This is a genomic window from Bradyrhizobium sp. USDA 4449, assembly GCF_054056275.1.
This window is the reverse complement of record NZ_JBSRYD010000001.1, coordinates 1,099,018-1,124,573: the sequence shown is the minus strand read 5'-3', so window position 1 is coordinate 1,124,573 and position 25,556 is coordinate 1,099,018. Positions and strand designations below refer to the sequence as shown.

The window sequence follows — 25,556 nt, the reverse complement described above, 5'->3', positions numbered from 1 at the left end:
TGCTTCGCTGCGCTGGCAATGACGGGGTGTGATGCCTTGTGCCTTACGCCCCGATCGCAATTTTTGGCTCGGCGTCCGCATTGGCGGCCATCTCGCGCAGTGCGCGCCGGTACTCGACCGGCATCACCTTGCGGAATTTGGGCAGCCATTCCTTCCAATTGGCAAGGATGTCGGCGGCGCGCTTGGAGCCGGTCGCTTTCGCGTGGCGCGAGATCAGGACGTGCAGACGCTCGACGTCGGAGTCGAGCAGATCCTTGAACACGTCGACCCGGCCATGCGCCTCGAGGTCACCGGAGTGATGATAGGTGTCGGCGTTGATCATCTCTTCCGACAGCACCGGCTCGAGCTCGACCATCGCCATGTTGCACAGCTTGTTGAAGTCGCCGGTCTCGTCCAGCACATAGGCGATGCCGCCCGACATGCCGGCCGCGAAATTGCGCCCGGTCTTGCCGAGCACGACCACGATGCCGCCGGTCATGTATTCGCAGCAATGATCGCCCGCGCCTTCGACCACCGCGACCGCGCCCGAGTTGCGCACGGCAAAGCGTTCGCCGGCGACGCCGCGGAAGTAGCACTCGCCCTGAATGGCGCCGTACATCACGGTGTTGCCGACGATGATGCTTTCTTCCGGCACGATGCCGCTGTTGGCCGGCGGCTTGACGATGATCTTGCCGCCCGAGAGGCCCTTGCCGACATAGTCGTTGGCTTCGCCCTCGAGCTCGAAGGTGACGCCGTTGGCGAGCCAGGCCCCGAAGGCCTGGCCGGCCGTGCCCTTGAGGCTGACATGGATGGTGTCTTGCGGCAGGCCGGCATGGCCATAGATCTTGGCGACCGCGCCCGACAGCATCGCGCCCGCGGAGCGGTTGGTGCTGTTGATCCTGGCCTCGATCTTCACCGGCGCACCGCGGTCGAGCGAAGGCTGCGCCTTCTCGATCAGCGTGCGGTCGAGCACCGCCTCCAGATGATGGTTCTGGCGCTCGGAGTGATAGATCTTCTGGCCCTTCTCTTCCTTCTGCTTGACGAACAGCTTCGAGAAATCGAGGCCCTTGGCCTTCCAGTGCGCCACCAGCTTGGTCTGGTCGAGCAGCTGAACCTGGCCGACCATCTCGTTGAAGGTGCGGAAGCCGAGCGAGGCCATGATCTCGCGGACTTCCTCGGCGACGAAGAAGAAGTAGTTGATCACGTGCTCGGGCTGGCCGGTGAAGCGCTTGCGCAGGACGGGGTCCTGGGTCGCGACGCCGACCGGGCAGGTGTTGAGATGGCACTTGCGCATCATGATGCAGCCGGCCGCAATCAAGGGCGCGGTGGCGAAGCCGAACTCGTCGGCGCCCAGCAACGCACCGATCACGACGTCGCGGCCGGTGCGGAAGCCGCCGTCGACCTGGACCACGATGCGGCTGCGCAGCCGCTCGCGCACCAGCGTCTGGTGGGTTTCGGCAAGGCCGATCTCCCACGGCGAGCCTGCGTGCTTGATCGAGGTCAGCGGCGACGCGCCGGTGCCGCCCTCGAAGCCCGCGATGGTGACATGATCGGCGCGCGCCTTGGCGACGCCCGCAGCCACGGTGCCGACGCCGATCTCGGAGACGAGCTTGACCGAGACGTCGCCCGTCGGGTTGACGTTCTTGAGGTCGTAGATCAGCTGCGCGAGATCCTCGATCGAGTAGATGTCGTGGTGCGGCGGCGGCGAGATCAGGCCGACGCCCGGCGTCGAGTGCCGGACCTTGGCGATGGTCGCATCGACCTTGTGGCCGGGCAGCTGGCCGCCTTCGCCGGGCTTGGCGCCTTGCGCCATCTTGATCTGCATCATGTCGGAGTTGACGAGATACTCCGTGGTGACGCCGAAGCGGCCCGAGGCGACCTGCTTGATTGCCGAGCGCATGCTGTCGCCGTTCGGCATCGGCTTGAAGCGGTCGGCTTCCTCGCCGCCTTCGCCGGTGTTCGACTTGCCGCCGATCCGGTTCATGGCGATCGCGAGCGTCGTATGTGCCTCGCGTGAAATCGAGCCGAAGCTCATCGCGCCCGTGGCGAAACGCTTGACGATGTCCTTGGCCGGCTCGACCTGCTCGAGCGGGATGGGCTTGCGCTTCTCTTCATCCGCGCTCTTGATCCGGAACAGGCCGCGCAGCGTCAAGAGACGCTCCGACTGCTCGTTGAGGATCTTGGCGAAGGCGCGGTAGCGCTCCAGCGAGTTGCCGCGCGCGGCGTGCTGCAGCAGGCCGACTGATTCCGCAGTCCAGGCATGGTCCTCGCCGCGGCTGCGATAGGCATATTCGCCGCCGACGTCGAGCGCGGTCTTGTAGACCAGCGCCTCGCCGAACGCGTCGGCATGCCGGCGCACGGCTTCTTCCGCGATCTCGGCAAGGCCCACGCCCTCGACGCGGGTATGCGTGCCGGCGAAGAACTTCGCGACGAAATCAGCCTTGAGGCCGACCGCGTCGAAGATCTGCGCGCCGCAATACGACTGGTAGGTCGAGATGCCCATCTTGGACATCACCTTCAGGAGACCCTTGCCGATCGACTTGATGTAACGCTTGACGATCTCGTAATCGTCGAGCGAGCCGGGCAGGCGGTCCTTCATCGCGATGATGGTTTCGAACGCGAGGTACGGATTGATCGCTTCGGCGCCGTAGCCGGCCAGGCAGGCGAAATGATGCACTTCGCGCGGCTCGCCGGATTCGACGACGAGACCGACCGAGGTGCGCAGGCCCGTGCGGATCAGGTGATGATGCACGGAGGCGCAGGCCAGCAGCGACGGGATCGCAACCCGGTCGGTGCCCACCATGCGGTCGGACAGGATGATGATGTTGACGCCCTCGCGCACCGCGCTTTCCGCACGCGCGCAGAGCTCGTCCAGCACCTGGTCCATGCCGGCCGCCCCGAGACCGGCGTGGAAGGTGGTGTCGAGCGTGCGCGACTTGAAGTGGGAGTCAGCCACGTCGGAGATCGAGCGAATCTTTTCGAGGTCCGCATCGGTCAGGATCGGCTGGCGCGCTTCAAGGCGCTTGGTGGTGGCAAGGCCCTTCAGGTCGAACAGGTTCGGCCGCGGTCCGATGATGGAGACCAGGCTCATCACCAGCTCCTCGCGGATCGGGTCGATCGGCGGGTTGGTGACCTGCGCGAAGTTCTGCTTGAAGTAGGTGAACAGCGGCTTGGCCTTGGCCGACAGCGCCGAGATCGGCGTGTCGTTGCCCATCGAGCCGGCAGCCTCTTCACCGGTGGCCGCCATCGGCGTCATCAGGATCGCGATGTCTTCCTGGCTATAGCCGAACGCCTGCTGGCGATCGAGCAGCGACAGGTTCGAGCGCACGCCCGTGGTCGGAACCTGCGGCAGATCTTCCAGCACGATCTGGGTTCGCTCCAGCCACTCCTTGTAGGGATGGCTCCTGGCGAGATCGGCCTTGATCTCGTCGTCAGGGATCAGGCGGCCCTGTTCGAGGTCGACCAGCAGCATCTTGCCGGGCTGCAAGCGCCACTTGGTGATGATCTGGTCCTCGGGGATCGTCAGCACGCCCATTTCGGACGCCATCACGATGCGATCGTCCCTGGTCACCAGATAACGTGCCGGCCGCAACCCGTTGCGGTCCAGCGTGGCGCCGATCTGGCGGCCATCGGTGAATGCGATCGCGGCGGGGCCGTCCCAGGGCTCCATCAGGGCGGCATGATATTCGTAGAAGGCGCGGCGCTTCTCATCCATCAGGGGATTGCCGGCCCACGCCTCCGGGATCATCATCATGACGGCGTGCGGCAGCGAGTAGCCGCCCTGCACCAGGAATTCGAGCGCGTTGTCGAAGCAGGCGGTGTCCGACTGGCCTTCGTAGGAGATCGGCCAGAGCCGGCTGATGTCCTTGCCGTAAAGCTCCGAGCTCACGGAAGCCTGGCGCGCCGCCATCCAGTTGGTGTTGCCGCGCAGCGTGTTGATCTCGCCGTTATGCGCGATCATGCGGTAGGGATGCGCCAGCGACCACGCCGGGAAGGTGTTGGTCGAGAAGCGCTGGTGCACGAGCGCGAGCGCGCTCTCGAAATCCTGCTCGTGCAGATCGGGATAGTACTTGCCGAGCTGGTCGGCGAGGAACATGCCCTTGTAGATCACGGTACGGCAGGACATCGAGCAGGGGTAATAGCCGGCCAGGCCGCGGTCGCGGCGCTGGTAGATCGCCTGCGAAATCGACTTGCGCAGGATGTAGAGCCGGCGCTCGAACTCATCCTCGGTCTTGGCGGTGCCGTTGCGTCCGATGAACACCTGCATGCAGGCGGGCTCGGTCGGCTTCACGGTGACGCCGAGCGAGGAATTGTCGGTCGGCACATCGCGCCAGCCGAGCAGGGTCAGACCCTCTTCCTTGATCTGGTCGGCGATGATGCTCTTGATGACGTTGCGCCAGGCGGTGTCGCGCGGCATGAACAGCGCGCCGATGGCATATTCGCCCGGCGCCGGCAGCTCGAACTTGTTCTCCTTGGCCTTGCGGCTGAAGAAGGCGTGCGGGATCTGCACCAGGATGCCGGCGCCGTCACCGGCGCGCGGATCGGCGCCGACGGCGCCGCGATGCTCGAGGTTGCAGAGGATGCTGAGCGCGTCCGAGACGATCGCGTGCGACTTCTGGCCCTTGATGTTGGCGATGAAGCCGACGCCGCAGGAATCCTTCTCCAGGCTCGGATCGTAGAGACCCTCGGCTTCTGGCCGTGAATTGTGCTCCTGAATCGGATCGGTCGTTTTCGAGGCGACCGTCGCCGACAGCTCTTCTGCCACGATGTTTCCGCGCTCGAATTGCGACCCGTTCATTGTTCCAATCCTCTCCGTGCGGCAAGCTGTCTCACCGCCATCTTCGGCGCACCTTGGGCGTTCCGCGGCACCCGCCTCTGGGTCACCGCTCGTCCGCTGGCGAGCCGCATTTTCTTAAATTCAGGCCAAGGCGTTCTTCGTCCCCGAGAACGGCTTTTCCTGCTGCCTTATGGTGCTCGAAAGCACCGACTTTCGTTGCAATCCCTATGCCGGAACCGCAAGCAAAATTGAGACAGTCTTCCTGTCCTAACCATCACCTTGCCAAATTTTTGTCTATCACACAAGCGCGCGGAAGTCCCGATTCCTCACAAGTCAATCGATCGCTTTCCGAAAGTTGCGCGGCCCCGGTTTTGAAGCAAACGCGCCCTGATCCGGCCCAAGCGGCGCCGGAATCCCCCCTGATGCTTCGGATCAGCCCCTCGACAGGCGCGCCACGCCCGCAAGAAGCGAAAGAGTGCGACCATCCGGGGGCCTGACAGGAGCGTGTCGACCATGAAGTTTTTCACAGGATGTGTGGCTGCTGCCACGCTGGCGCTGGCTGCACCTGCTGCCCAGGCACAGGTTCCAGCGAGCGGACTTTCGGGCGGAGCCTATGTTGCCGTGTCCGATTTCGACGGACCTTACGCGCCGGACGCTCTGCGGCCGCCGCGTTACGGCTACGGGTATGAGGAGCGCGGCCCCGCGCCGGCGCTGCTGCCGGCGACCGAGGTCTATGCCGTGCTGCGCGACAATGGCTTTTCCCCGCTCGGCATCCCGCACCTGCGCGGCGCTGTCTACACCATCGCGGTCATCGACCGCCGCGGCGACGACGGCCGGCTGGTCATCGACGCCCGCGACGGCCGGATCATCCGCTTCATGCCGGCCGCTGACGCCTATGGCATGGCGCCCGCCTATGGCGAGCCGCAGGTCACGCCTTACCGGCCGCAAAGCGCGCTGCCGGCGCCGACCATGGTCCGCGGCGGCCCGCCGCGCCCGCCGGCCCCGATCCCGCATGTCGCCAGCCGTACCGTTCCGCTCCCGAAGGCGGGTCCGCAGCGTGCCGAGACACCGGTGGCGGCCGCGAAGCCCGCGGAGCAGCCGGCGCAGCAGACCGCAGCCATGCAGCCAAAGGCCGCCGAGGCCGCGCCGCAGGCCGCCGCTCCAACCGTCGTCCAGGCCAAGCCGGCCCCCGCCATTTTGCCGACACAGGAGATGCCCGCAGTGCAAGGGCTGGATTGATGACGCGCGTTTAACGCGATAGCGCCAGCCGCACTCACGCTGTCGTCCCTGCGAACGAGGGACCCATGCCGCGTGATCTGTCGGTGGGGATGAGGTGCGAGTACCGGACCTCCGATCTTCGGCAAACTGCTCCCTGTGCTGCGGGGACGACAACCGCGATCGCGGAGACAGTCGGACAAAACAAAAGGCGCCTGAGATCTACAGGCGCCTTCTGCAATCAGCCCTCGTGCGGACGCTGCATCACGCGGCCTCTCCGCTCTGTGATGCGATGCAAAAAAACGCCCCGGGGGCACCGGGGCGTTTTCGCAACCTGGTTCGTCGGGGCTTAGGCGGCCGCTTGCTCGGCCTTGCTCTCGATCACCTGCGCCTTGGCAGCGCCCGTGTTGATCGCGATCTGGCGCGGCTTCTTGGCTTCGGGAATCTCGCGCACGAGGTCGACGTGGAGCAGGCCGTTCTCGAGCGAGGCATCCTTCACCTGCACGAAGTCGGCAAGCTGGAAGGCACGCTCGAAGGCACGCGCGGCGATGCCGCGATAGAGCACTTCGGCTTTCGAGTTCTCATTGGCGACTTTCTCGCCCTTGATCGTCAGCGTGTTTTCCTTCGCGACGATGGAGAGCTCATCCTTGGCAAAGCCGGAGACCGCAACAGTGATGCGGTAGGCGTTCTCGCCGGTGCGCTCGATGTTGTAGGGGGGATAACCGGGGCTGCCGTCCGAGCTCGTCTGGTCGAGCAGGTTGAAGAGACGGTCGAAGCCGACGGTGGAACGATAGAACGGGGTGAGATCGTAGGTACGCATGGTCAAGTCCTCCATTGAGCGACTGTTGGCTAACCCGCCCGCCAATCGGGCCGGGCTTTAGTCTGTGTGCAGCCTGATGTTCCGGTTCCGAAACACTGGTAGCGGCCTGCACGAAGATGATATGGGTGGGTCCAGACGGCGTTCAAGAGGGCGGCATCAGCCCCTTTTCGGCGCTCCCGCCCCTTGATTTGCAGCACTTGTTCACAGCACTTGGCGCCAAGCCCTTCCGATCATGACGCTGGTCTCGATTCCGTCCAACCCCGTTCCCGAAGACGTCGTCAGCGGCACCATCAAGACGCCTGACGGCGTCGAGCTGCGGTTCGCCCGCTGGGCGCCGCCGGCGAACCGCAAGGGCACGGTCTGCGTTTTCACCGGGCGCAGCGAGCAGATCGAGAAATATTTCGAGACCGTGCGCGACCTGCGCGACCGCGGTTTTGCCGTGGCGATCGTCGATTGGCGCGGGCAGGGCCATTCGGCGCGCCGCCTGCGCGATCCGCGCAAGGGCTATGTGCGTAATTTCGCCGACTATGAGATCGACGTCGAAGCCTTCGTGCAGCAGGTGGTGCTGCCGGATTGTCCGCCGCCGTACTTCGCGTTGGCCCATTCCATGGGCGGCGCAGTGCTGTTGCGCCTTGCCCATGCCGGCAAGCGTTGGTTCGACCGCATGGTGCTGTCGGCGCCGATGATCGATCTACCCGGCCGCTCCACCTCGTTCCCGGTGCGGCTGATGTTGAAGACGATGCGGATGATGGGGCGCGGCGGCGCCTACGTCCCCGGCGGCAGCGAACGACTGACCGGACTGTCACCCTTCATCAACAACCCCCTGACCAGCGATCCCGTGCGCTATGCACGCAACGCCGCGATCCTGGAGGAGGACCCGACGCTGGGTCTCGCGTCGCCGACGGTCGCCTGGGCCGATACCGCCTTCCGCGCCATGCACACCTTCAAGGGTATGAACTACCCCTCCGAGATCCGCCAGCCGATCCTGATGCTGGCGGCGTCCAACGATGCCGTGGTCTCGACCGCGGCGATCGAGGAGTTCGCCTATCATTTGCGCGCCGGCTCGCATCTGGTCATCGCCGGCTCCAAGCACGAGATCCTCCAGGAGCAGGACCGCTACCGCTCCCAGTTCTGGGCGGCGTTCGATGCGTTCGTGCCGGGCACGCCGCTGTTCAAGTGAGCGGCGGGCTGGCCCCATCCTCCTCATTGCGAGGAGCCCTCCGGATTGCTTCGCTTCGCTCGCAGTGACGGTGTGCCCTCACAGCGTCTTCAGATACTCGATCAAATCGTAGCGCTCCTGCTCCTTGAGCTCGCGGCCGACGACGCCGTCCTTGTGTGCCGTCCCGTTGCCCTCGAACGAGTGCCCGGCATTGCTGTTGCCGTACATCTCCGTGCCGTCAGAGGCTCGCGTCGAGAAACGCGACTGCCCCGTCTTGCAACTCTCGTCGTCGGTGACTGCGAAGCCGACCTGCTTCGGATCGTAGTCGCGATCGCCGCCCATGCAGAACGATTTGGGGCGCTCCGCGGCGGGGCTCAACATCCAGTAGAGCGAGGGCACCGATCCGTTGTGCAGGTACGGCGCGGTGGCCCAGACGCCGTTGAGCGGGCGCGCGCGATACCAGGGTCCCTTCTCCGGCTTGTCCGGCGGCGGCGGTCCGGGATTGGGGCAGTTCTGGCGCTTGCCCCACCAATCATCCTGCTCCTCCCGACTGATCTTGGCGTCCTTCATCGCCTTGCGGCTGACGATGTCGACGAGCACCATCAGGCCGAGCGAATAGGGCATGTCCGTCGAAGACACCTCTGGCAGGTTGCATTTCCACCACGTGTTGAGATTCTGCGAGGGATCGAGCTTGAGAAAGCCCGGCACCTGAACCGTGCGCGTCGCCAGCACGCTGGCCTGCGCAGGATCGGTCCCCATGCCTCTGACGCCTTTCTGGACCTCGTTGAGGAATGTGTCCTTGCCGATGGTCTCCCATCGTGAGGCCCAGACGCTCTGCTCCGGAAATTCGGCGTCGAACACGGAATCGTTGACCGGACCGAGATGGCATTCGGCGCAGATCTCCGCATAGAGTTTTCGTCCGCGTTTGACGCGCTCCTCATCGATCTTCCAGGCGGCATCGCCGATGATGTCGGAGGGCCATTTCGGTGAGGTCAATCCGGAGAGCTGTTTTTTCGGATACGGCGCCGATCCCTTCAGCAGGTCCTCGATCCAGTTCAGATTCCTGATGTCCATCGAGGAGCGGAACAGAGTGTCCTTGGGCGTCGAGTCGGACAGATTGAGCAGCGCGGTCACGCCCAGCGCCTCGCCGGCATTGCGGATCAGCGGTTGTTCGATCGAGGCGTCATATTGCGCGAATTTGAGCCAGGGCACGGTCCAGATCGGCGGGAAACTGACCGGCGCGTCCTTGGCATGCAGATTCTTCTCGAAGCCGCTGAGCCCGCTGAGCGTCATGTCCTGGGCGAAGACCTGGTTGCCGATGCGGTTGAGCGCGTCGAGGCGGCCGTATCCTTCCTCGGTGTCCTGCTGCTGCTCCTCCCGTTTCGTCTTCTCGTTGAGCCTCGTCTTGCCTGCGATGGTCTTGTCGTAGGTGGTTTCCCAGTCTTTCAGGAATGTGCCGATCGCACTCAGCTTCTGCTTCAGCGCATCGCGGTCCGCGTCGCCGGCGGAGGCGCCGAGCACGCGGTCGGCAAAGCGGGTGAAGCGACCGGGCACGAGCAGCGTGTAGGCGATCGACAGGCCGGTCGTGATCTCGAGCTTCCTGAGGTCGGTCATCGCCGGGCCGCCGTCGAAGCGGATGTCGATGCCCTTGTAGTGGATCTGGCCGGTGTGGCAGGCGGCGCAAGTCAGGCCGATCCGGTCTTCGCCGACCTTGCCGGTCGCGGGATCGGCCACGCCGGTCATCCGCGCAAAGCCGACGGGCAGGCCATCGACGTTCTCAACCTGGGCGCCCCAATTGACCGGCGGATCCCACAGCCGCGCCGGCACCGGCTTGGACTTGTCGTAGACATTGGCATAGCCGAATTGGCGCAACGTGGCGTCGTCGGTGTTGATCGTCTGCGGGCTCGGGATGAAGCCGAAGCGCTGCAGATGGTCGCTGTCGTGCAGCATCCCGGGCTTTGCGAAGAAGTGAAGCCGCGGCTGCTCCAGCGCCATGAACCAGCGATAGGGCACCGGGAAGGTCGCGGTGCCCTGGCTGGCGTGATGAAACCAGTGCCGGTCCTCCAGCGCCCAGTTCTGCTCGAGCCAGTACGCCGCGCGGGGTTCGACGAGCCTCGGCAGCGGCGGGGCGACGAACTGGCCGATGACATGGGGCAGCAGCGGCTGGAATTGATCGGGAAAGCGCAACGTCACGATGCCAAAAACAAGAAGCGCTGCGACCAGTCCACCGCCCGCGCGCAAGATCAGCGAGGGCGGGGTGACCGGCTGGCTGACGACCCGCTGGGTGATCCTGTCGGGAAATTTGCGCTCGTTGAACAATGTCCTCACCTCGGCCACGCTGAGATAGCGATCGTCTCCCTGACCCTTGCCCATGATCTTGAGCAGGATCGGCCATTCGAACTTCATCAGCATCGGGTAGTACCAGCGCGCCTGGTTGCCGGCGCGCTTGAGATTGTCCTTCATGAACATCTCGATCTGCGAGGCGTTGAGCCCGACCTCGGCGCCGCCATCGGGATCGGCACAGGTGGCGCCGAAACCGGCGAGCCGCGCGATCTCGTCTTCGTTGACGCGCCCGTCGATGCCGAGGATGCGTGAGCCGGCGCCGAGCTTGTCGAGCGGGCCGCCGCGCAAGCGGTTGAGCTGCGCTCCCCAGAAGATACTCTGCAGGATGTGACAGGCACCGTTGGCGATCAGCGCAACGCCACGGACCTGGATGCGCGCCAGCGTCTTCTTCGCGCCAGTCTCGCCGCTCGCATTTGCGATGGTCTGCGACAGCGTCCGAAGTGGCACCGTTCCACCCTCGACGAAGCCTTCGCCGACGAGGCCGCGCAGGAACGGGCAGGGATTGTTCGGCGAGACCTGGGTCGAGGGATCGACGGGCGGCTTCGAGACGGAATCGTTCATGACCCAAAATCCTGAAAACAGCGAATCGTGAAATACGGACGCGCCGATAAGCGCGGAAAGTTCTAACAAACCGACAGTAATTCATACTACTTCAGCGTGTGAAGGAGTGTGGCGGAATTCACCGTTGTGTCAATAAAGCCAGTGGTGAGATTGCGGCGCACGCGCCAGCTCATCCTCAGGATTCGGCAGCGCGCCTGAGGTCGCCCTGGACCAGCGTGAGCTTGCTGGCGGGCACGCCCGCCTTCAGGAGACCCTCGCGGTAATGCGCGATGTCCTCGGGCCGCTTCCAGTGAAAATTCCGCAAATGGCGGTCGACATTGAGGGTCGGGTAATTGCTCATCAGCACGCTGGCCGCCTCGGCCGCCTCGTCGGTCCGGCCCAATTGCGCCAGCGCTGCGGCGCGGATCGCCAGGGCCTGCATGTGGTTCGGATTGATGTAGAGCTGCTCGCGGGCCCAGGACAAGGTCGCGTCGTATTGGCGGACGAGGTAGTGGCTGAAGGCGTTCAGCGCGGCCCACTGATAACGTGGATCGCTGTTGTCGCGCTGGGCGGCCATCGAAAACAGTTCGATCGCCTGACGGTGCTGGCCGATGACGAAATGGCAGATGCCGAGCACGCCGCGCGCGCCCACGTCGTAGGGGTTGAGGGCCACGGCGCGCTTGGCGGCATCCATCGCCGCCTCGTCATGGCCTTCCATCGCGTGCGCCCAGGACAGGATCGAGAACGCAAAGGACGAGCGCGGGTCGAGCCGGACGCTGGTTTCGGCAAGCCGCATCGCCTCGCTCCACATCTCGCGGGTGCCCTTGACCCAGCCGAACTGGATGCTCTGGATCTGGATCGTGGCGAGATAGGCGTGTGCAATCGACAGTTTGGGATCGAGCGCGATCGCCTCCCTGAACAGCTCAACGGCAGCGCCCAGATCTTCCTTGGTCTGCCGGTAATAATGCGACAGGCCCTTCAAGAAGCGGTCCCAGGCAGTGACGTCGTTGGTCGGGCGCGCGGGCGCGGAGGCCTCGGCCCGGACGATCTCGGTGGCGATGGCCGCGGACAGATTGGTCGTGATCTCGTCCTGCATGGCGAAGAAGTCGCCGATGTCGCGGTCATAGCGGCCGGTCCAGAGCTGCTCGCCGGTTTCGGGCGCGATCAGTTCGGCTGTGACGCGGATCTTGGCGCCGGCGCGCCGCACCGAGCCCTGGATCAGATAGGTGGCGTCGATTTCGCGCGCGATCACGCGGGTGCTCGCATTCTTGCCCTTGAAGGCGAAGGTCGAGTTGCGGCTCAGCACGCGGTAGAACGACTGCAGCGACAGCGCGTGGATCAGATCCTCGGTCAGGCCGTCGGAGAAATATTCGTCCTGGGCGTCGCTGAGGTTGGCGAAGGGCAGCACGCCGACGATCGCGGTGCGGGAGGCCTGCGAGAGCGCCGATCCTTCCCTGAACTCGGACGCAAGTGCCGGCGCGCCGTCGGGCGTCCAGGTCCAGACCCCGATCGGATCCTTGATGTTCTTGAAGCGGTGGTTGCCGCCATCGACCAGCGCCACGCTCAGATGCTTGCTGGCCTCGCGGTAAGCCTTGGCCGAGATGGCGAAACCCCCGGGGCTCGCCACCGATTCCAGGCGGACGGCGATGTTGACATCGTCACCGAACACCTCGTCCTCGTCGGCGATGACGTCGCCCATATGGATGCCGAGCCGGAACTGCATGGCGCGGTCGGCGGGCAGATGGAGATTGCGCTCCGCCATCAGCACCTGCATCGCGATCGCCGCCTCCGTGGCGCCGACGATGGAGGGAAACTCCAGCAGGAAGCCGTCGCCGGTGTTTTTGACGACACGGCCGCCGTGATTGAGGATGATGGGGTGGATCGCGCTGCGGTGGGCCTTGAAGGCGGCATGGGTGCCGGCCTCGTCAGCACCCATCATCCGGGAATAACCGGCGACATCGGCGCAGACGATGGCAGCCAGACGTCTTTCCATATCCTCGGAGCTCCAGGGGAGCGGGCGCCGCCGGTACGGCGGCCTCCGCGAATCCCGCATTTCAAGAACAGGAGTCTTTATAGAGCAGATGAAGCCGAGCGAAAGTATGAACCGCATTGCAAATTCAAGACAAATCCTAGGCGTTTCCGGCGGTGGACGACGGGGTGCGAACCGACTAAGGGCAAGTTCTCGAGGCGGACAGTCGCGGGGTACGTCACATGCTGGGCATTCACGAAATCTGGCTCTTCGTCCTCTCGGGCGTGCTGCTCAACATCACACCGGGGCCGGATACCGTCTATGTGATCGGCCGCAGCATGCAGATGGGCTGGCGCGGCGGGGCGGCGGCCGCCTTCGGAATCAGCTGTGGCTGCTTTTTCCACGTCGCCGGCGCCGCAATCGGTCTTTCGGCGCTTTTGATGGCCTCTTCCACCGCATTCTCGCTCCTGAAGCTGGTCGGTGCCGCCTATCTGGTCCTGACCGGGCTCCAGATGCTGTGGTCGCGGCCGGCGCTGCTGGCGGTGAAGAACGAGGCCGAGCGAAGCTCGCTGCGGCGGGTGTTCCTCCAGGGCGTCTTCACCAACGCGCTCAATCCCAAGGTCGCGCTGTTCTTCCTGGCCTTCCTGCCACAATTCGTCGCAGCCGACGCGCCGCACAAGCCGCTGGCGTTCCTGACGCTCGGCCTGATCTTCATCTGCACGGGGACGCTGTGGTGCCTTGTGCTGGCAGCGTTCGCGGCCAGGGCCGCCAACCGGCTGCGGCAGTCCGAAGGCGTGATCGCCTGGGTCAACCGGGCGCTCGGCGGCCTCTTCATCTATCTCGGCATCCGCGTCGCCATGCTGGAGGCGCGCTAGCGCGCTCAGGCGACCTGCTTCAGCAGCGCGCTGCCGGCGAGATAAATGCCGAGCAAGACCATGGCGACCAGGAACCAGCGGCGAAACGCCTCCGCCGGCATCCGTGCCCGTACCGACTGGCCGATATACATGCCGGCAAAGGCCATCGCCATGGCGATGGCACCCGGCACGGCATTGGCCGGGGTCAACAATCCGCCGGCGGTGAGGTTGAAGGCGAGCGCGAGCGTGGCGGTGGTGAAGAACACGCCGAGCGCCTGCACCAGCTCGTCCTTCTCCATCCCGATCGCCTGCATGAACGGCATCGAGGGGATCACCTGCACGCCAGTCGAGGCCGAGATCACGCCGGTGATGACGCCGACCACGCCGCCGACCCATTTCTCGTTGCGCGGCGCGACGTGGAACTTGAATTTGCTGAGGCCGACGATGGCGTAGATCACCAGCAGCACGCCGAGCACCACGGTGCCGTAGCGGGCATGGGGACCCGTCAGCGCTCCGGCATTCAGCCAGCATCCGAGCACGGTGCCGATCATCAGTGGCCATAGCCGCCTCAGGATGTCGCGCAGATGCGGGCCGACAAACGTCTGCCAGATGTTGGTGACGATGGCGGGCACGATCACGATCGCGATCGCGCGGCTCGGCGCCATGTTCACCGCGAGCAGGCCCATGGACACGGTCGGCAGGCCAAGCCCGACGACGCCCTTGACGAATCCGGCGACCAGGAAGACGGCGGCGACGAGAATGAGAAGCGGGTCGATCATGCCTGCACATTGACCGAAGCCGCGCCCGCGCACAATCTGGAGGTTACGGAGAATGCCTTCGTAAACAACGAAGGCTAGGGAGACCTGCCATGCGTTTCGATCTCGTCGATCTCCAGCTCTTCATCGCGGTCGCCGATCAGCGCAGCATCACCCGCGGTGCGGAACGGTCGCATCTGGCGCTGGCATCGGCCAGCGCGCGGATCAAGGGGCTCGAGGATGCGCTCGGCGTCGCCCTGCTCAAGCGCCTGCGGCGCGGCGTGGAATTGACCGCCGCCGGCGAGAGCCTGCTCGATCATGCCCGGCTCGTGATTCACCAGGTCGACGCCATGCGCGGCGATCTCGCAGGCTTCGCCAGCGGCGTCCGCGCCAGCGTGCACTTCCTCGCCAATACCTCGGGCCTGTCGGAGCATCTGCCGAAGGCACTCGCCGGCTTCCTGCGCGAGCATCGCGACGTCGCCATCGACATCGAGGAGCGTGAGAGCACCGACATCGCGGCGGCGATCACCGCAGGCGCCGCGGATCTCGGCTTCGCCGCCGAGCACGCGCTGCCCGATCATATCGAACGCTTTGTCTTCAGCGAGGACCGCCTGACCCTGGTGACGTCCAGACGCGGTCCATTCGCCGGCCGTCGCCAGATCGACTTCCAGGAGGCGAACGATTGCGAATTCGTCGGCCTCACCAGCGCGACCGCGCTCCAGATGCATATTTCAAAACACGCAGCCCGGCTCGGCATGCGTCCGCATTACCGCGCGCGGCTACGCGATTTCGACGCGATCTGCCAGCTGGTCTCAGCCGATGTCGGCGTCGCGCTGGTGCCGGAATCCGCCGCCCGCCGCTGCGCCAAGCTGATGCCGCTCGCGATGGTGCGCCTGCGCGACACCTGGGCCAACCGGCGGCTCGTGATCTGCGCCCGGAGTTTCAAGGCGCTGCCAAGGCCGGCCAAGATGCTGGTGGAGCATTTGAGGGCGGCGTCGGTGTGAGATATGCCAGGCACGCCGCCGTGGCCGCCGCGGTTGTCGATCAGCACCTTCGGCCCGAGAGCCCCTGCGTGAGACTGATCATGCAGGCTTCCACTCGCGTTGTTATTGATTGAGCAGCTTGAGTGCTTCTTCGTGAACTCTGGCGTCGCCGGCCGCGATGATGCGACCGCCGCCCTGGGCGGGCTTGCCCTCCCAGGTGGTGACGACGCCGCCGGCGCCGGTGACGATCGGGATCAGGGCCGCGATGTCGTAAGGCTTCAGCTCGGTCTCGACCACGAGATCGACATGGCCGGCGGCGAGCATGCAATAGGAATAGCAATCGCCGCCGTAGCGCGACAGCCGCGCACCCCGCTCGATCCGGCCGAAGGTGGCGCGGTCGCGCTCGTTCATCAGCAGGGGAGAGGTGGTGTAGGTCGTCGCCTCCGAGAGCGAGGCGCAGCGGCGGACCTGGAGCCGGCGCTCGCCGGACGGTCCCTTGTAGTTGGCCGAGCCGTTGTCGCCGGAGAAGCGCTCGCCGATGAAGGGCTGGTGCATCATGCCGTAGACGGGCATGCCCTTGTGCAGAAGCGCGATCAGCGTGCCCCAGATCGGAAAGCCGCCGATGAAAGACTTGGTGCCGTCGATGGGGTCGAGCACCCAGACATAGTCGGCGTCCTCGCGCTCGTTGCCGAATTCCTCGCCGACGATGCCGTGCTGGGGGAAGCTCGCCTTGATCAGGCGCCGCATCACCGCCTCGGCGGCGCGGTCGGCCTCCGTCACAGGGTCGAAATCCTTGGTCTTGCTCTTGTCGTCGATCGACAGCGAGGTGCGGAAGAACGGCAGGATGGTTTCGCCGGAGGCGGTGGCGAGCCGTCCGATGAAGGCAGAGAAGTCGATCACCGTCACGGCGCATCCTCAAAACGAAAGTCGGGTGAAGCTCTCATCTGCCTAGCTCAATTCGCCCCTCCCGTGCAGCGCTGTCTTGGTTTGCACCCCGGTATTTTGGGCGCGGATACCGGCAGCCCAAATGAGCCGCCTCGCGAGCCATTCGCTGGTCAAATATCGATCACAGTGTTGAGAGCTTAGTTCCGTATATGCCTCGTTCGTCTGCAAATGATAATCAACCCATTGAATTTGCTTATCAAAGAAACTGAATCTGGATTTCGCTAAAAGCAATTGAGCCATGTGCTTTTTGCATGGGAAACCGCTCAAAAACCCTTGCGCTTTGTGCGGCGCGGCCGCATATTGTTGCGGTGCGGTAGCGCTTGGCGTTACCGCTGCCCTCCTTGGGCGTTTCCTCCCTAGACTTGGGCCGCTTCTTCATTAGAAGCGGCCCTTTTTTCTGCGATCTCCGTTTTCAGTTTCACGCGCGTTCGCGTGCGAAACGAAAACGCATTCGCGCTTCTCGCAGAGAGCGCGCTCGTTCGAGAAGGAGGCGCGTCTATTCGGCCGCGGCCTGGAATGGGCCGAGGTCGCCGAACGGGATCGTGGTCGCCAGCACATCGGCGAGCACGCCGAAGTCGCTCGCCACCTGCGCAAAGCGCGGACCGCGTTCGCGGCGACGCTCATCCATATAGATGGCGCGGTTGAGCTCGAGCTGTACCGCATGCAGGCCGCTCGCCGGATTGCCGTAATGCTCGGTGATGAAGCCGCCCGCATAAGGCTTGTTGCGGCCGATCGAATAGCCGAGCCCGGTCATGGTCTCCTCGATCCTGTCGGGCAGCAACGGTACACAGCTCGTGCCGTAGCGGTCGCCGATCACGATGTCGGGCCGGCGCGGCTCGTCCCTGCTGACCCCGACCGACGGCATCGAATGGCAGTCGACCAGCACCACGGTGCCGAACATCTGGTGCACCTTGTTGATCAGCCGGCGCAGCGCGCGATGATAGGGCTTGTACAGGGTCTCGATCCGCGCCAGCGCGTCGTCGACCAGGATGCGGTCGCGATAGATCTCCTGGCCGTCGCCGACCACGCGCGGAATGGTGCCTAATCCGCCCGCGACCCGCATCGACCGGGTATTGGCAAAGCTCGGCAGGCGACCGGTGAACATCCGGGGATCGAGCTCATAGGGCTCTCTGTTGACGTCGACATAGGAGCGGGGAAAGTTGACCCGCACGGTCGGAAAACCGCGCGCGCTGAGATGGCCGATCAGCTCGTCCATGAAGGAATCCTCCGACCGCCGCAATTGCGGCAGGTCGATCCGCGAAGCGTTGAGGAATTCGTCCGGGTAGGTCGAGCCGGAATGGGGCGAGTTGAAGATAACAGGCGCGCGCCACACGGCGGGCTCCACGATGTCGAAGGCTGGCGACATGTCGCCGTCAAATCGTGTCATCTTCTCAGGCTTCGTCCCTTCACGCCGCACGATCCGACATGGACCCAGATCGAATGATTCGGCCGGTCGAGCGGCTCTTATGTGTCCTCATTGTCCGGAATCGCAACCATTCTGCCAAGCGAAAAAGCGTGAGTCCGCTCTGGAACATGTCTTAACCGTGTGGGCAGGGAGGCGGGGACACGCCCTTGCGGCTCGATTGATTCGCACCCCATTCCGGTTCACAACATCCCTCGCAGCGTGAGCCGTCACAGGGTTAAGATTTTCACCCCAAATTTACCCTCTGTCGGGCTTAGTGACCTCTGCCTGTCCTCTGGGGATTCGACGTTCCTGCCATGCCAAAAATCCTGCTCGCCGAAGACGACAACGACATGCGCCGTTTCCTGGTCAAGGCGCTGGAAAACGCCGGTTTTCAGGTTTCGTCCCATGACAACGGCATGGCTGCCTATCAGCGCTTGCGGGAAGAGCCGTTCGAGATGCTGCTCACCGACATCGTGATGCCGGAGATGGACGGCATCGAGCTTGCCCGCCGGGCCTCGGAACTGGATCCCGATATCAAGATCATGTTCATCACCGGCTTCGCGGCGGTCGCCCTGAACTCGGATTCAGACGCCCCCAAGAACGCCAAGGTGCTGTCCAAGCCCGTTCACCTGCGCGAATTGGTGAGCGAAGTGAACAAGATGCTGGCGGCCTAAATCGGCCGCGTTCCGTCCTTGCGCACGCTCCCCTGAGCCGTTATAGGGACCCCGACCCGACGCAAGTGGACTATTAGGGCACGTAGCTCAGCGGGAGAGCACTACCTTGACATGGTAGGGGTCACAGGTTCGATCCCTGTCGTGCCCACCACGCTTCGCCAAAAGGCTTCGCGTGGCGCAGCCACGCCCGATGACGGCGAAGCGTGTCCGGCGAAGCTCGCAGAGCGTAGACGGACTGGTGCGTCTCGCGCCGATCTCCCTGGAACGCGCCACGCCCATCCGGCATTGTTCCCCCATGCCCAAGTCCTTTCACCGCGGCGATCACGTCAGCTGGAATTCCGAGGCCGGCCGCGTCCGCGGCCATATCCTGCGCGTCCACACCAGCGACGTCGACTACAAGGGCCACACCCACCACGCGACAGCGGACGATCCGCAATACGAGATCAAGAGCGACAAGACCGATCACGTCGCCCTGCACAAAGGCAAGGCGTTGCGGCGGCTCGAGAGCTGAGCCGACGAGGCCTGCCATGGCTCACCCCTTCTTCACGATCGGCCACGCCACACGTTCGATCGAGGACTTCGTCGCGCTCCTGCAAGGCTGCTCCGTCAGCTTCGTCGCCGATGTCCGCACCGTGCCGCGCTCGCGCACCAATCCGCAATATGATCGCGAGACGCTGCCGCAAACGCTGGCGGCATTTGCGATCGGCTACGAGCACATTGCCTCGCTCGGCGGCCTGCGCAGCCGCACGCGCGAGGTGCCGCGCGAGACCAACGCGTTCTGGCAGAACGACAGCTTTCACAATTACGCCGACCACGCCATGGGCGCGGCCTTTCACGAGGGCCTCGTGCATTTGCGCGAGCTGGCGCAGACGCGGCGCTGCGCCATCATGTGTGCGGAGACCTTGTGGTGGCGCTGTCACCGGCGGATCATCGCCGACTACCTGCTCGCCGCCGGCGAGACGGTGTTTCACATTCTCGGTCCCGGACAGGTCGACGAGGCCACGATGAATTCAGCTGCGCACGTCCTTCCTGACGGCCGGCTCGATTATCCCGCGCAGGAGCAGTCAGGCGCTCCCTGATGAGATGTCGCCAGCATTGCCTGCTTCCGCTCCTGGTTCGAAAATGAAATGATCGAAATAGACGTGTGGGGGGTGAGCCCGTCCGTGTCGGTTACATCGCGCTATGATATGGACGATGCTTCAAATGTGGTGCATTTCACGGGGAAGGGAATGCGGATGACGCGGCCGATCTGTCTTGTCCTCGCGGTGCTGGTGCTGACGGCAACGCGCGCTGATGCGGCGATCATCGATTGGCAGGCCGAACTGCAGCGCTGCCGTGCGCTGCGCGAGACCGTGACGCCGCTGCTTCAGGCCGGCGAGGGCATATCCGCCGTCGGCCGCTCCAACAGATCCGTCCGCCGCTGCATCTGGATCCAGCGCATGGCGGTGCGCAGGAAGATCCCTGGCGCCGAGACGTGGTAGCCGGACTATTGCCGTCACCCTGCTTCTTCAGCGGCCCTCGAAGGGCGACGGCCCGGCTGCATCCGGGCCGCGCATCCTTCGAGGCTCCCGGCGCAATGCTTTGCATTGCGCCACTCGCACCTGGGGATGACGGAGCTTCGCTGACGACCGCAAAAGGGCTGTTTTGCAGCCTCATAGCATCAGCCTTTGACTGCGCCGGCCGTCAGCCCGGACACGAGATAGCGGCGCACCGCGAGCGAGAAGATCAGCACCGGCGCCATCACCAGCGAGCCGCCGGCGGCGATCTTGCCCCATTCCCAGCCCTCGTAATTCATGAAGTTGACGACGGCGACCGGCGCGGTGCGCGCATTGGTGCGGGTCAGGATCAGCGCGAAAAAGAAATCGTTCCAGGCGTAGAGGAAGCACAGGATCGCGGTCGCCGCGATCCCCGGCGTCACCATTGGCAACACGATTCTGGTGAATACCGTGCGGGTCCGCGCGCCGTCGACGAGGGCTGCTTCCTCCAGCGAGACGGGAATCGTGTCGAAGAACGGCTGCATCATCCAGATCACCAGCGGCAGGTTGAAGCTGGTGTAGACCAGCACGAGGCCGGTGATGGTGTCGAGCAGGCCGATCCAGCGATAGAACAGGAAGAACGGAATCGTGAAGGCGATCGGCGGCGCCATGCGGGTCACCAGGATGGCGAAGGACAGCCCGTGCTTGCCGCGGCCAGACCAGCGCGACAGTGCGTAGGCCGCAGGCACGCCAAACAGCAGCGCCAGTGCGGTCGAAAGCGAGGCGCTGAGCAGGCTGTTGACGAAGGAGGCCGAGAACGCGCTGTGCCAGAGCGCGATGTAATTCTGCAGCGTCGGCGTGAAGATCAGCGGCGGCGGGAATTGCAGGATCTGGTCGTTGGTCTTGAAGCTCATCTGCAATAGCCACAGGAACGGCGACAGCAGGATCAGCAGCGTGACCGTGATTGCGATCAGCCGGCCGGGCGTGGCCTTGCGGAGGGACGATTCGTTCATGCCAGTGCCTCGCGGCGGCGGCCCATCCAGACCACGCCAAGGCTGATGCCGCAGACCAGCAGCAGCATCACCACGGTGACCGCGCTGGAATAGCCGATCTCGTTGGTGTCGAAGGCGAGGAGGTATGCGTAATAATTGGTGACTTCAGTGACGGTGCCCGGGCCGCCACCAGTGAGCAGGAAGATCAGCGGAAACGCCTTCACGCTGTCGATCAGGCGGAACATACCTGAGATCACCAGGATCGGCGTGATGAAGGGCAGGGTGACGTACCAAAAGATCTGCAGCTTGTTGGCGCCATCGACGAGGGCAGCTTCCGAATATTCGTCGGGAATGGTTTGCAGCGCCGCCAGCACCATCAGGAAGGTGAACGGCAACCATTCCCAGGTGTCGGCGATGATGATCGAGGTCAGCGCGAAATCGACGTTTGACGTCAGTGCCGGCAGCGTGAAATGCAGCGCCTGCGCCGCGTAGTAAAGCGGGCTGATGTCGGGCGCGTAGATCAGCTTCCAGATCACCGCCACCACGATCGGCGGCAGCACCATCGGGATTAAGAAGAACGTGCGGGCGAGTTCGACGAAACGCGACGGCACGTTCAACAACAGCGCCAGCAGCATGCCGAGCAGCACCTGGAACAGCACGCTCGCGACCGAGAGCTTGGCCTGCACAGCCAGCGAGTTGACGAAGCGCGGATCGCCCGGTAGCAGCGAATAGTTACGCAACGGCTCGCTGAAATCGGTGGCCGAGCCCGGCGTCGTCAGCTGGAACGGCGTCAGGCTGGTCACGACGAGATAGATCGCCGGCAGCACGGCGACGGCGAACAGCACGATCAGGCTTGGGGTGAGCGCGAAGGCGATGAACCTTCGGCGCTCCAGGTCAATTCCGCTCTCGGTCAATTCCACTCTCGCTCAAAGCTTCGCCCCGGCGCGGCGGAGTGCGGCAATGGCCTGGTCTTGCGCTGCGTTCATGGCGTCCTTGGCCGGCAGCTGGCCGGTTGCGACCTGCTCGAATGCCTTGTTGAGGACGTCGCCGACAACAGGGAATTCCTTGGTGGTGCGATAAGCCATGTAGTTCTCGCCCTTGCCCGGCAGTTCCAGAACCTCGAGATAGAGCGCGCCGAGATCCTGGCCGTTCACCGTGTTGAGCTTGCGATACTCATCGCTGGTGATGATCGAGCGGCGGCAGATCGAGGAGTGGCCGTGCTCCTTCACGAGCTTCATCGAGATCTCGGGGCCGAGCGCCCATTTGATGAATTCCCACGCCGCCTTCTGGTTCTTGGCGTTCTTGGGAATGCCGAGGCCCTGGCTGTTCGAGGCCGGATAATCGTGCACGGGGCCGGCGGGCGAGCGCACCACACGCGAAGTGTCCTTCACCTTGCTGTCGTCCGAGAGCAGGATCGGCGTGACCCAGGCGCTGGAATGGATGAAGATGTTGGCGCGCCCGGTCAGCATCGCCTGCCGGGCCTGGTCCTCGGTGTAGGTCAACACGCCTTTCGGCGCGCTCTTCAGGAGGTTCGCATAGAACTCGACGCCCTGAATCGCCTCGGGCGTATTCAGCGCCGGCATCGGATCGCCCGGCGGATTTTTGAAGATGTTGCCGCCAAAGCCCTGGATGTAGGGCGGTAGATTCCAGTTGTGCAGGAACCACGACACCAGGCCGCTGACCCCATCGGTGCCGTTGATCTCGGCGCAAACCTGCTGCAGCTCGGCGAAGGTTTTAGGGATCTTCAGCCCCTTCTTCTCCATCAGGTCCATGCGCGACAGGCCCATCAGCATGGCGCCGCCTTCCCAGGAATAGCCGTAAGTGGCGCCCTTGGCGTCGCGATAGGGCACCTGCGCGCCATCGACGAAATCCTTCGGATTCCACTCCGCCGCAGTCAGGTTGGCATCGCCCGTGAACTCGTCGAGATTGGCGAGCAGACCGGCGGCGATCCAGCGCGTCGCCAGCGTGAAGGTGACGTTGACGAAATCATAAGCCGAGCCGCCAGACGACAATTCGAGATTGGCCTGCTGGTTGTAGACGGGCAGGGCCGAGAGCTGGAGGTCGACCTTCATGCCGGTCTTCTCCTCGAACTCGGGTATGTATTTTTGCAGCAGCGTGAAGAAGCGGTGCTGGAACGACGCGCCGTGCAGCGTGACGCCGGCAAACGGTTTTGTCTGGGCGATCAGCGGCGCCGGAAATGCGGCCAACGCCGCGCCCGCGGCACTCGCTTTCAGCAATTTGCGGCGGGTGATCGAGCTCGCGCGCGATGCGTTTTTCATCCTTACCTCCCTCATTGATGTTAGGCTTCAACGCGTCCGTCTGGTGCGGACGTTCTCGTCCTCGGCGTCCTTCTTCTTCTGGCGCGCCATGGCCGTGATGATGTTCCCTTCGGTGAGGTCCATCAGCTTGTGCATCGCCTGGCGCGCACCATCGGGATTGCGCGCCCAGATCTCGTCGAGCACGGCGCGGTGATAGGGCAGGCTTTTCCGCGGCGCGCCGGGATTGGTGCTCGACAAGTCGAATGACATCCGCAGTGCGGCCGCGACCGTCGCGCCGAACGCGATCAGGAAATCATTGCCGGTGGCAATGAGAATGCCGCGGTGGAATTGCAAATCAGGCTCGGCATAGGCGACGCGGTCCATGCCGGCCGCATCCATGCCGCGATAGGCGCGCTCGATCCGCGCAAAGTCTTCGTCGGTGCCGCGCAGCGCGCAGATGGCGCAGGCCTCCGGCTCCACGATGCGGCGTACTTCGAGGATCTGCTTGGCGAATTCCTGCGTCGGCAGCGCCGACAGCGTCCAGTTCAAGAGCTCCTCGTCGAGCATGTTCCAGTCGAACCGCGCCCGCACATGGGTGCCGGCCTTCTGTTTCGAGGCGATCAGGCCCTTGGCCTTGAGCAGCGACAGCGCCTCGCGGATCGAGGCGCGGCTGACATCGAAGCGTGACGCCAACTCGATCTCGCGCGGCAAGGTCGTGCCTTCGCGCCAGACCCCGGTCAGGATCATCCGCGCCACCTCACGGGCGACCTGGGCGCTCGATTGCGGGCTGTCCTTGCTGGGAGATTTTGCCACGGCGATCCTGGATTCGTGGAATTGAAATGTCTGATTTATTTCGCTTGCGTGCGAAGAATGGCGCATAATTGCGCCGGTGAAAGCAGATAATCAAATCCATCCTCGTTTGACAAGAATTATTATGTCAGACATATATCCTATTGACGCAGTGCCGCACAGGACAATGCCATCGTGACAAAGCCCCACATCATCCTGGTCATGACCGACCAGCAGCGTTTCGACACGATCGCGGCGACGGGCCACCCCTACATGAAGACGCCGAACCTCGACCGCCTGGTGCGTGAGGGCGTCTATTTCGACAATTGCTTCATCAACGCGCCGAGCTGCGTGCCCTCGCGCGCGGCACTGTTCTCCGGGCTCTATCCGCACGCCTCGGGCGTGCTGAAGAACGGCCAGCACTGGCAGAAGACCTGGGTCAGCAAGCTGGGCGAAGCCGGCTATCACAGCGTCAATGTCGGCAAGATGCACACCATCCCCTATGACGCGAAGGCCGGCTTCCACGAACGCTTCGTGGTCGAGAACAAGGATCGCTTCTTCGAGGGCCGCTGGTTCGCCGACGAGCTCGACAAGGCCTTCGCGGCGCACAAGCTGACAAAACCGTCGCGCGCCGGCTATCGCAGCCTGCCCGACTATGGCGACCGCATGGGCGCCTTCACCTGGGAGATGCCGAAGTCGCTGCACCCGGACATCTTCGTCGCTGAGACCGCGATGTGGTGGCTGCAGACGCGCCCCAAGCCGGCGGCGCTGTTCATGCAGATCGGCCTGCCGGGGCCGCATCCGCCCTATGATCCGCTGCCGGAATATCTGGAGCACTATCTCGCCCGCAACGATCTTCCGGTGCCGCAACCGACCGACGCGGAGATCGAGGGCCTGCCGGCGTACCTCAAGGAGAAGCGCCGCCACGACACTGAAGTGGATCACGACGCGGTGTCATGGAAGCTTCAGCCCACGCATGAAGAGATGCGCCGCCTTCGCGCGCATTATTATGCCAACGTCACCATGATCGACGAGCAGATCGGCCGTCTGATCCAGACGCTCGAGGACAAGGGGTACCTCGATGATTGCGTCGTCGTCTTCATGTCGGACCATGGCGACAATCTCGGTGAGCACGGTCTCAGCCAGAAATGGTCGATGTACGAGCCCGTAACCCGCATCCCGCTGCTGTTCTGGTCGCCCAGCCTGCTCTCCGGCGGCCGCCGCATCCGCGGGAAGTGCCAGCTGTTCGATCTTGCGCCGACCATCCTGGATCTTGCCGGCGCCGAGCATCCAAAGCCGCTCCAGGCTCGCAGCCTGCTGCCGGCCCTGAAGGGCGAGGCATGGACCGGCCGCGATGTCGTTTTCTCCGAGCAGGCCGGCGACGTTGCCATGACCGGCGCAAGGCTGATCACGATGGTGCGCGATGACAGGTGGAAGGTCGTGTTCATTCACGGCGCCGCGGACGGGCAGCTGTTCGACCTCGCGACCGATCCGTTCGAGCGCCACAATCTCTGGGGCATGCCCGAGCATGCCGGCGAGATCAACCGCCTCAAGGATGCCTTCATCGACTGGCGCCAGAATAGCCTGTTGGAGACGATGGACCTGAATGCGGCGGCGCGGTGAG

The 25,556-nt window shown here is 64.2% G+C and carries 21 protein-coding genes and 1 tRNA gene; 10 read left to right on the top strand and 12 right to left on the bottom strand.

Annotated features, from left to right (window positions below):
* Window positions 1-43: 43 nt before the first annotated feature.
* On the bottom strand, window positions 44-4,777 hold the full coding sequence (gene gltB / locus ACVIIW_RS05325; RefSeq protein WP_456699783.1) for a glutamate synthase large subunit: 4,734 nt from the start codon (window positions 4,775-4,777) through the stop codon (window positions 44-46).
* 492 nt (window positions 4,778-5,269) lie between these two features.
* Between gltB and ACVIIW_RS05320 the strand changes: the two genes are divergently transcribed.
* The gene (locus tag ACVIIW_RS05320; protein WP_456699782.1) at window positions 5,270-5,995 is read left to right on the top strand and encodes a hypothetical protein; all 726 of its coding nucleotides are present in this window, start codon (window positions 5,270-5,272) and stop codon (window positions 5,993-5,995) included.
* Between the two features lie 325 nt (window positions 5,996-6,320).
* Here the strand turns inward: ACVIIW_RS05320 and ACVIIW_RS05315 are convergent, their stop codons facing one another.
* The gene (locus ACVIIW_RS05315; protein ID WP_177243510.1) at window positions 6,321-6,791 is read right to left on the bottom strand and encodes an Hsp20 family protein; all 471 of its coding nucleotides are present in this window, start codon (window positions 6,789-6,791) and stop codon (window positions 6,321-6,323) included.
* A 232-nt stretch (window positions 6,792-7,023) separates the two neighbouring features.
* Here ACVIIW_RS05315 and ACVIIW_RS05310 point away from each other — a divergent pair, with 232 nt between their 5' ends.
* Window positions 7,024-7,971, top strand: a complete 948-nt coding sequence (locus tag ACVIIW_RS05310; protein WP_456699781.1) for an alpha/beta fold hydrolase — start codon at window positions 7,024-7,026, stop codon at window positions 7,969-7,971.
* 78 nt (window positions 7,972-8,049) lie between these two features.
* On the opposite strand, the gene ACVIIW_RS05305 is transcribed toward ACVIIW_RS05310, so the two are convergent.
* Window positions 8,050-10,854, bottom strand: coding sequence for a di-heme-cytochrome C peroxidase (locus ACVIIW_RS05305; protein WP_456699780.1), 2,805 nt, complete (start codon window positions 10,852-10,854; stop codon window positions 8,050-8,052).
* Between the two features lie 175 nt (window positions 10,855-11,029).
* Entirely contained in the window at window positions 11,030-12,826 is a 1,797-nt protein-coding gene (locus ACVIIW_RS05300) for an adenylate/guanylate cyclase domain-containing protein (RefSeq protein WP_456699779.1), read from the bottom strand.
* A gap of 218 nt (window positions 12,827-13,044) precedes the next feature.
* Between ACVIIW_RS05300 and ACVIIW_RS05295 the strand changes: the two genes are divergently transcribed.
* Window positions 13,045-13,677 (top strand): LysE family translocator, encoded by a 633-nt coding sequence (locus ACVIIW_RS05295; RefSeq protein WP_456699778.1) that lies wholly within the window; start codon window positions 13,045-13,047, stop codon window positions 13,675-13,677.
* 5 nt (window positions 13,678-13,682) lie between these two features.
* On the opposite strand, the gene ACVIIW_RS05290 is transcribed toward ACVIIW_RS05295, so the two are convergent.
* Entirely contained in the window at window positions 13,683-14,435 is a 753-nt protein-coding gene (locus ACVIIW_RS05290) for a sulfite exporter TauE/SafE family protein (RefSeq protein ID WP_456699777.1), read from the bottom strand.
* An 89-nt stretch (window positions 14,436-14,524) separates the two neighbouring features.
* On the opposite strand from ACVIIW_RS05290, the gene ACVIIW_RS05285 reads away from it, so the two are divergent.
* Window positions 14,525-15,415 (top strand): LysR substrate-binding domain-containing protein, encoded by an 891-nt coding sequence (locus tag ACVIIW_RS05285; protein ID WP_456699776.1) that lies wholly within the window; start codon window positions 14,525-14,527, stop codon window positions 15,413-15,415.
* Between the two features lie 102 nt (window positions 15,416-15,517).
* Here ACVIIW_RS05285 and hisN read toward each other — a convergent pair whose 3' ends face one another.
* The 3 genes from hisN to ACVIIW_RS05270 all read right to left on the bottom strand — a co-directional run bounded on the left by hisN (window position 15,518) and on the right by ACVIIW_RS05270 (window position 17,726).
* Entirely contained in the window at window positions 15,518-16,300 is a 783-nt protein-coding gene (hisN, locus tag ACVIIW_RS05280; protein WP_456699775.1) for a histidinol-phosphatase, read from the bottom strand.
* Between the two features lie 235 nt (window positions 16,301-16,535).
* Entirely contained in the window at window positions 16,536-16,718 is a 183-nt protein-coding gene (locus ACVIIW_RS05275; RefSeq protein WP_456699774.1) for a hypothetical protein, read from the bottom strand.
* Between the two features lie 117 nt (window positions 16,719-16,835).
* Window positions 16,836-17,726 (bottom strand): N-formylglutamate amidohydrolase, encoded by an 891-nt coding sequence (locus ACVIIW_RS05270; RefSeq protein ID WP_456699773.1) that lies wholly within the window; start codon window positions 17,724-17,726, stop codon window positions 16,836-16,838.
* A 332-nt stretch (window positions 17,727-18,058) separates the two neighbouring features.
* Here ACVIIW_RS05270 and cpdR point away from each other — a divergent pair, with 332 nt between their 5' ends.
* From cpdR to ACVIIW_RS05245, 5 genes are all read left to right on the top strand, one after another.
* Complete coding sequence (cpdR, locus tag ACVIIW_RS05265) at window positions 18,059-18,418, top strand: cell cycle two-component system response regulator CpdR (protein ID WP_007597092.1); 360 nt, start codon at window positions 18,059-18,061, stop codon at window positions 18,416-18,418.
* Window positions 18,419-18,494: 76 nt separating this feature from the next.
* Window positions 18,495-18,569, top strand: a tRNA-Val gene (locus ACVIIW_RS05260).
* Window positions 18,570-18,713: 144 nt separating this feature from the next.
* On the top strand, window positions 18,714-18,929 hold the full coding sequence (locus ACVIIW_RS05255) for a DUF2945 domain-containing protein (RefSeq protein WP_456699772.1): 216 nt from the start codon (window positions 18,714-18,716) through the stop codon (window positions 18,927-18,929).
* Window positions 18,930-18,945: 16 nt separating this feature from the next.
* Window positions 18,946-19,497 (top strand): DUF488 domain-containing protein, encoded by a 552-nt coding sequence (locus ACVIIW_RS05250; protein WP_456699771.1) that lies wholly within the window; start codon window positions 18,946-18,948, stop codon window positions 19,495-19,497.
* A gap of 156 nt (window positions 19,498-19,653) precedes the next feature.
* Window positions 19,654-19,899, top strand: coding sequence for a hypothetical protein (locus ACVIIW_RS05245; protein ID WP_456699770.1), 246 nt, complete (start codon window positions 19,654-19,656; stop codon window positions 19,897-19,899).
* A gap of 179 nt (window positions 19,900-20,078) precedes the next feature.
* On the opposite strand, the gene ACVIIW_RS05240 is transcribed toward ACVIIW_RS05245, so the two are convergent.
* Genes ACVIIW_RS05240 through ACVIIW_RS05225 form a run of 4 tightly spaced genes read right to left on the bottom strand, consistent with a single transcriptional unit; the run spans window position 20,079 to window position 23,956 of the window.
* Window positions 20,079-20,906: a carbohydrate ABC transporter permease gene (locus ACVIIW_RS05240; protein ID WP_456699769.1), complete on the bottom strand. Its 828-nt coding sequence runs from the start codon at window positions 20,904-20,906 to the stop codon at window positions 20,079-20,081.
* A complete protein-coding gene (locus tag ACVIIW_RS05235; RefSeq protein WP_456699768.1) occupies window positions 20,903-21,805 on the bottom strand; it encodes a carbohydrate ABC transporter permease in 903 nt (300 codons plus the stop codon). The genes ACVIIW_RS05240 and ACVIIW_RS05235 overlap by 4 nt, the downstream gene beginning before the upstream one ends.
* Window positions 21,806-21,811: 6 nt before the next feature.
* On the bottom strand, window positions 21,812-23,164 hold the full coding sequence (locus ACVIIW_RS05230; RefSeq protein WP_456699767.1) for an ABC transporter substrate-binding protein: 1,353 nt from the start codon (window positions 23,162-23,164) through the stop codon (window positions 21,812-21,814).
* Between the two features lie 27 nt (window positions 23,165-23,191).
* Window positions 23,192-23,956 (bottom strand): FadR/GntR family transcriptional regulator, encoded by a 765-nt coding sequence (locus ACVIIW_RS05225; RefSeq protein WP_456699766.1) that lies wholly within the window; start codon window positions 23,954-23,956, stop codon window positions 23,192-23,194.
* Between the two features lie 171 nt (window positions 23,957-24,127).
* Here ACVIIW_RS05225 and ACVIIW_RS05220 point away from each other — a divergent pair, with 171 nt between their 5' ends.
* A complete protein-coding gene (locus tag ACVIIW_RS05220; RefSeq protein WP_456699765.1) occupies window positions 24,128-25,555 on the top strand; it encodes a sulfatase family protein in 1,428 nt (475 codons plus the stop codon).
* The last annotated feature ends 1 nt before the right edge of the window (window position 25,556 follow it).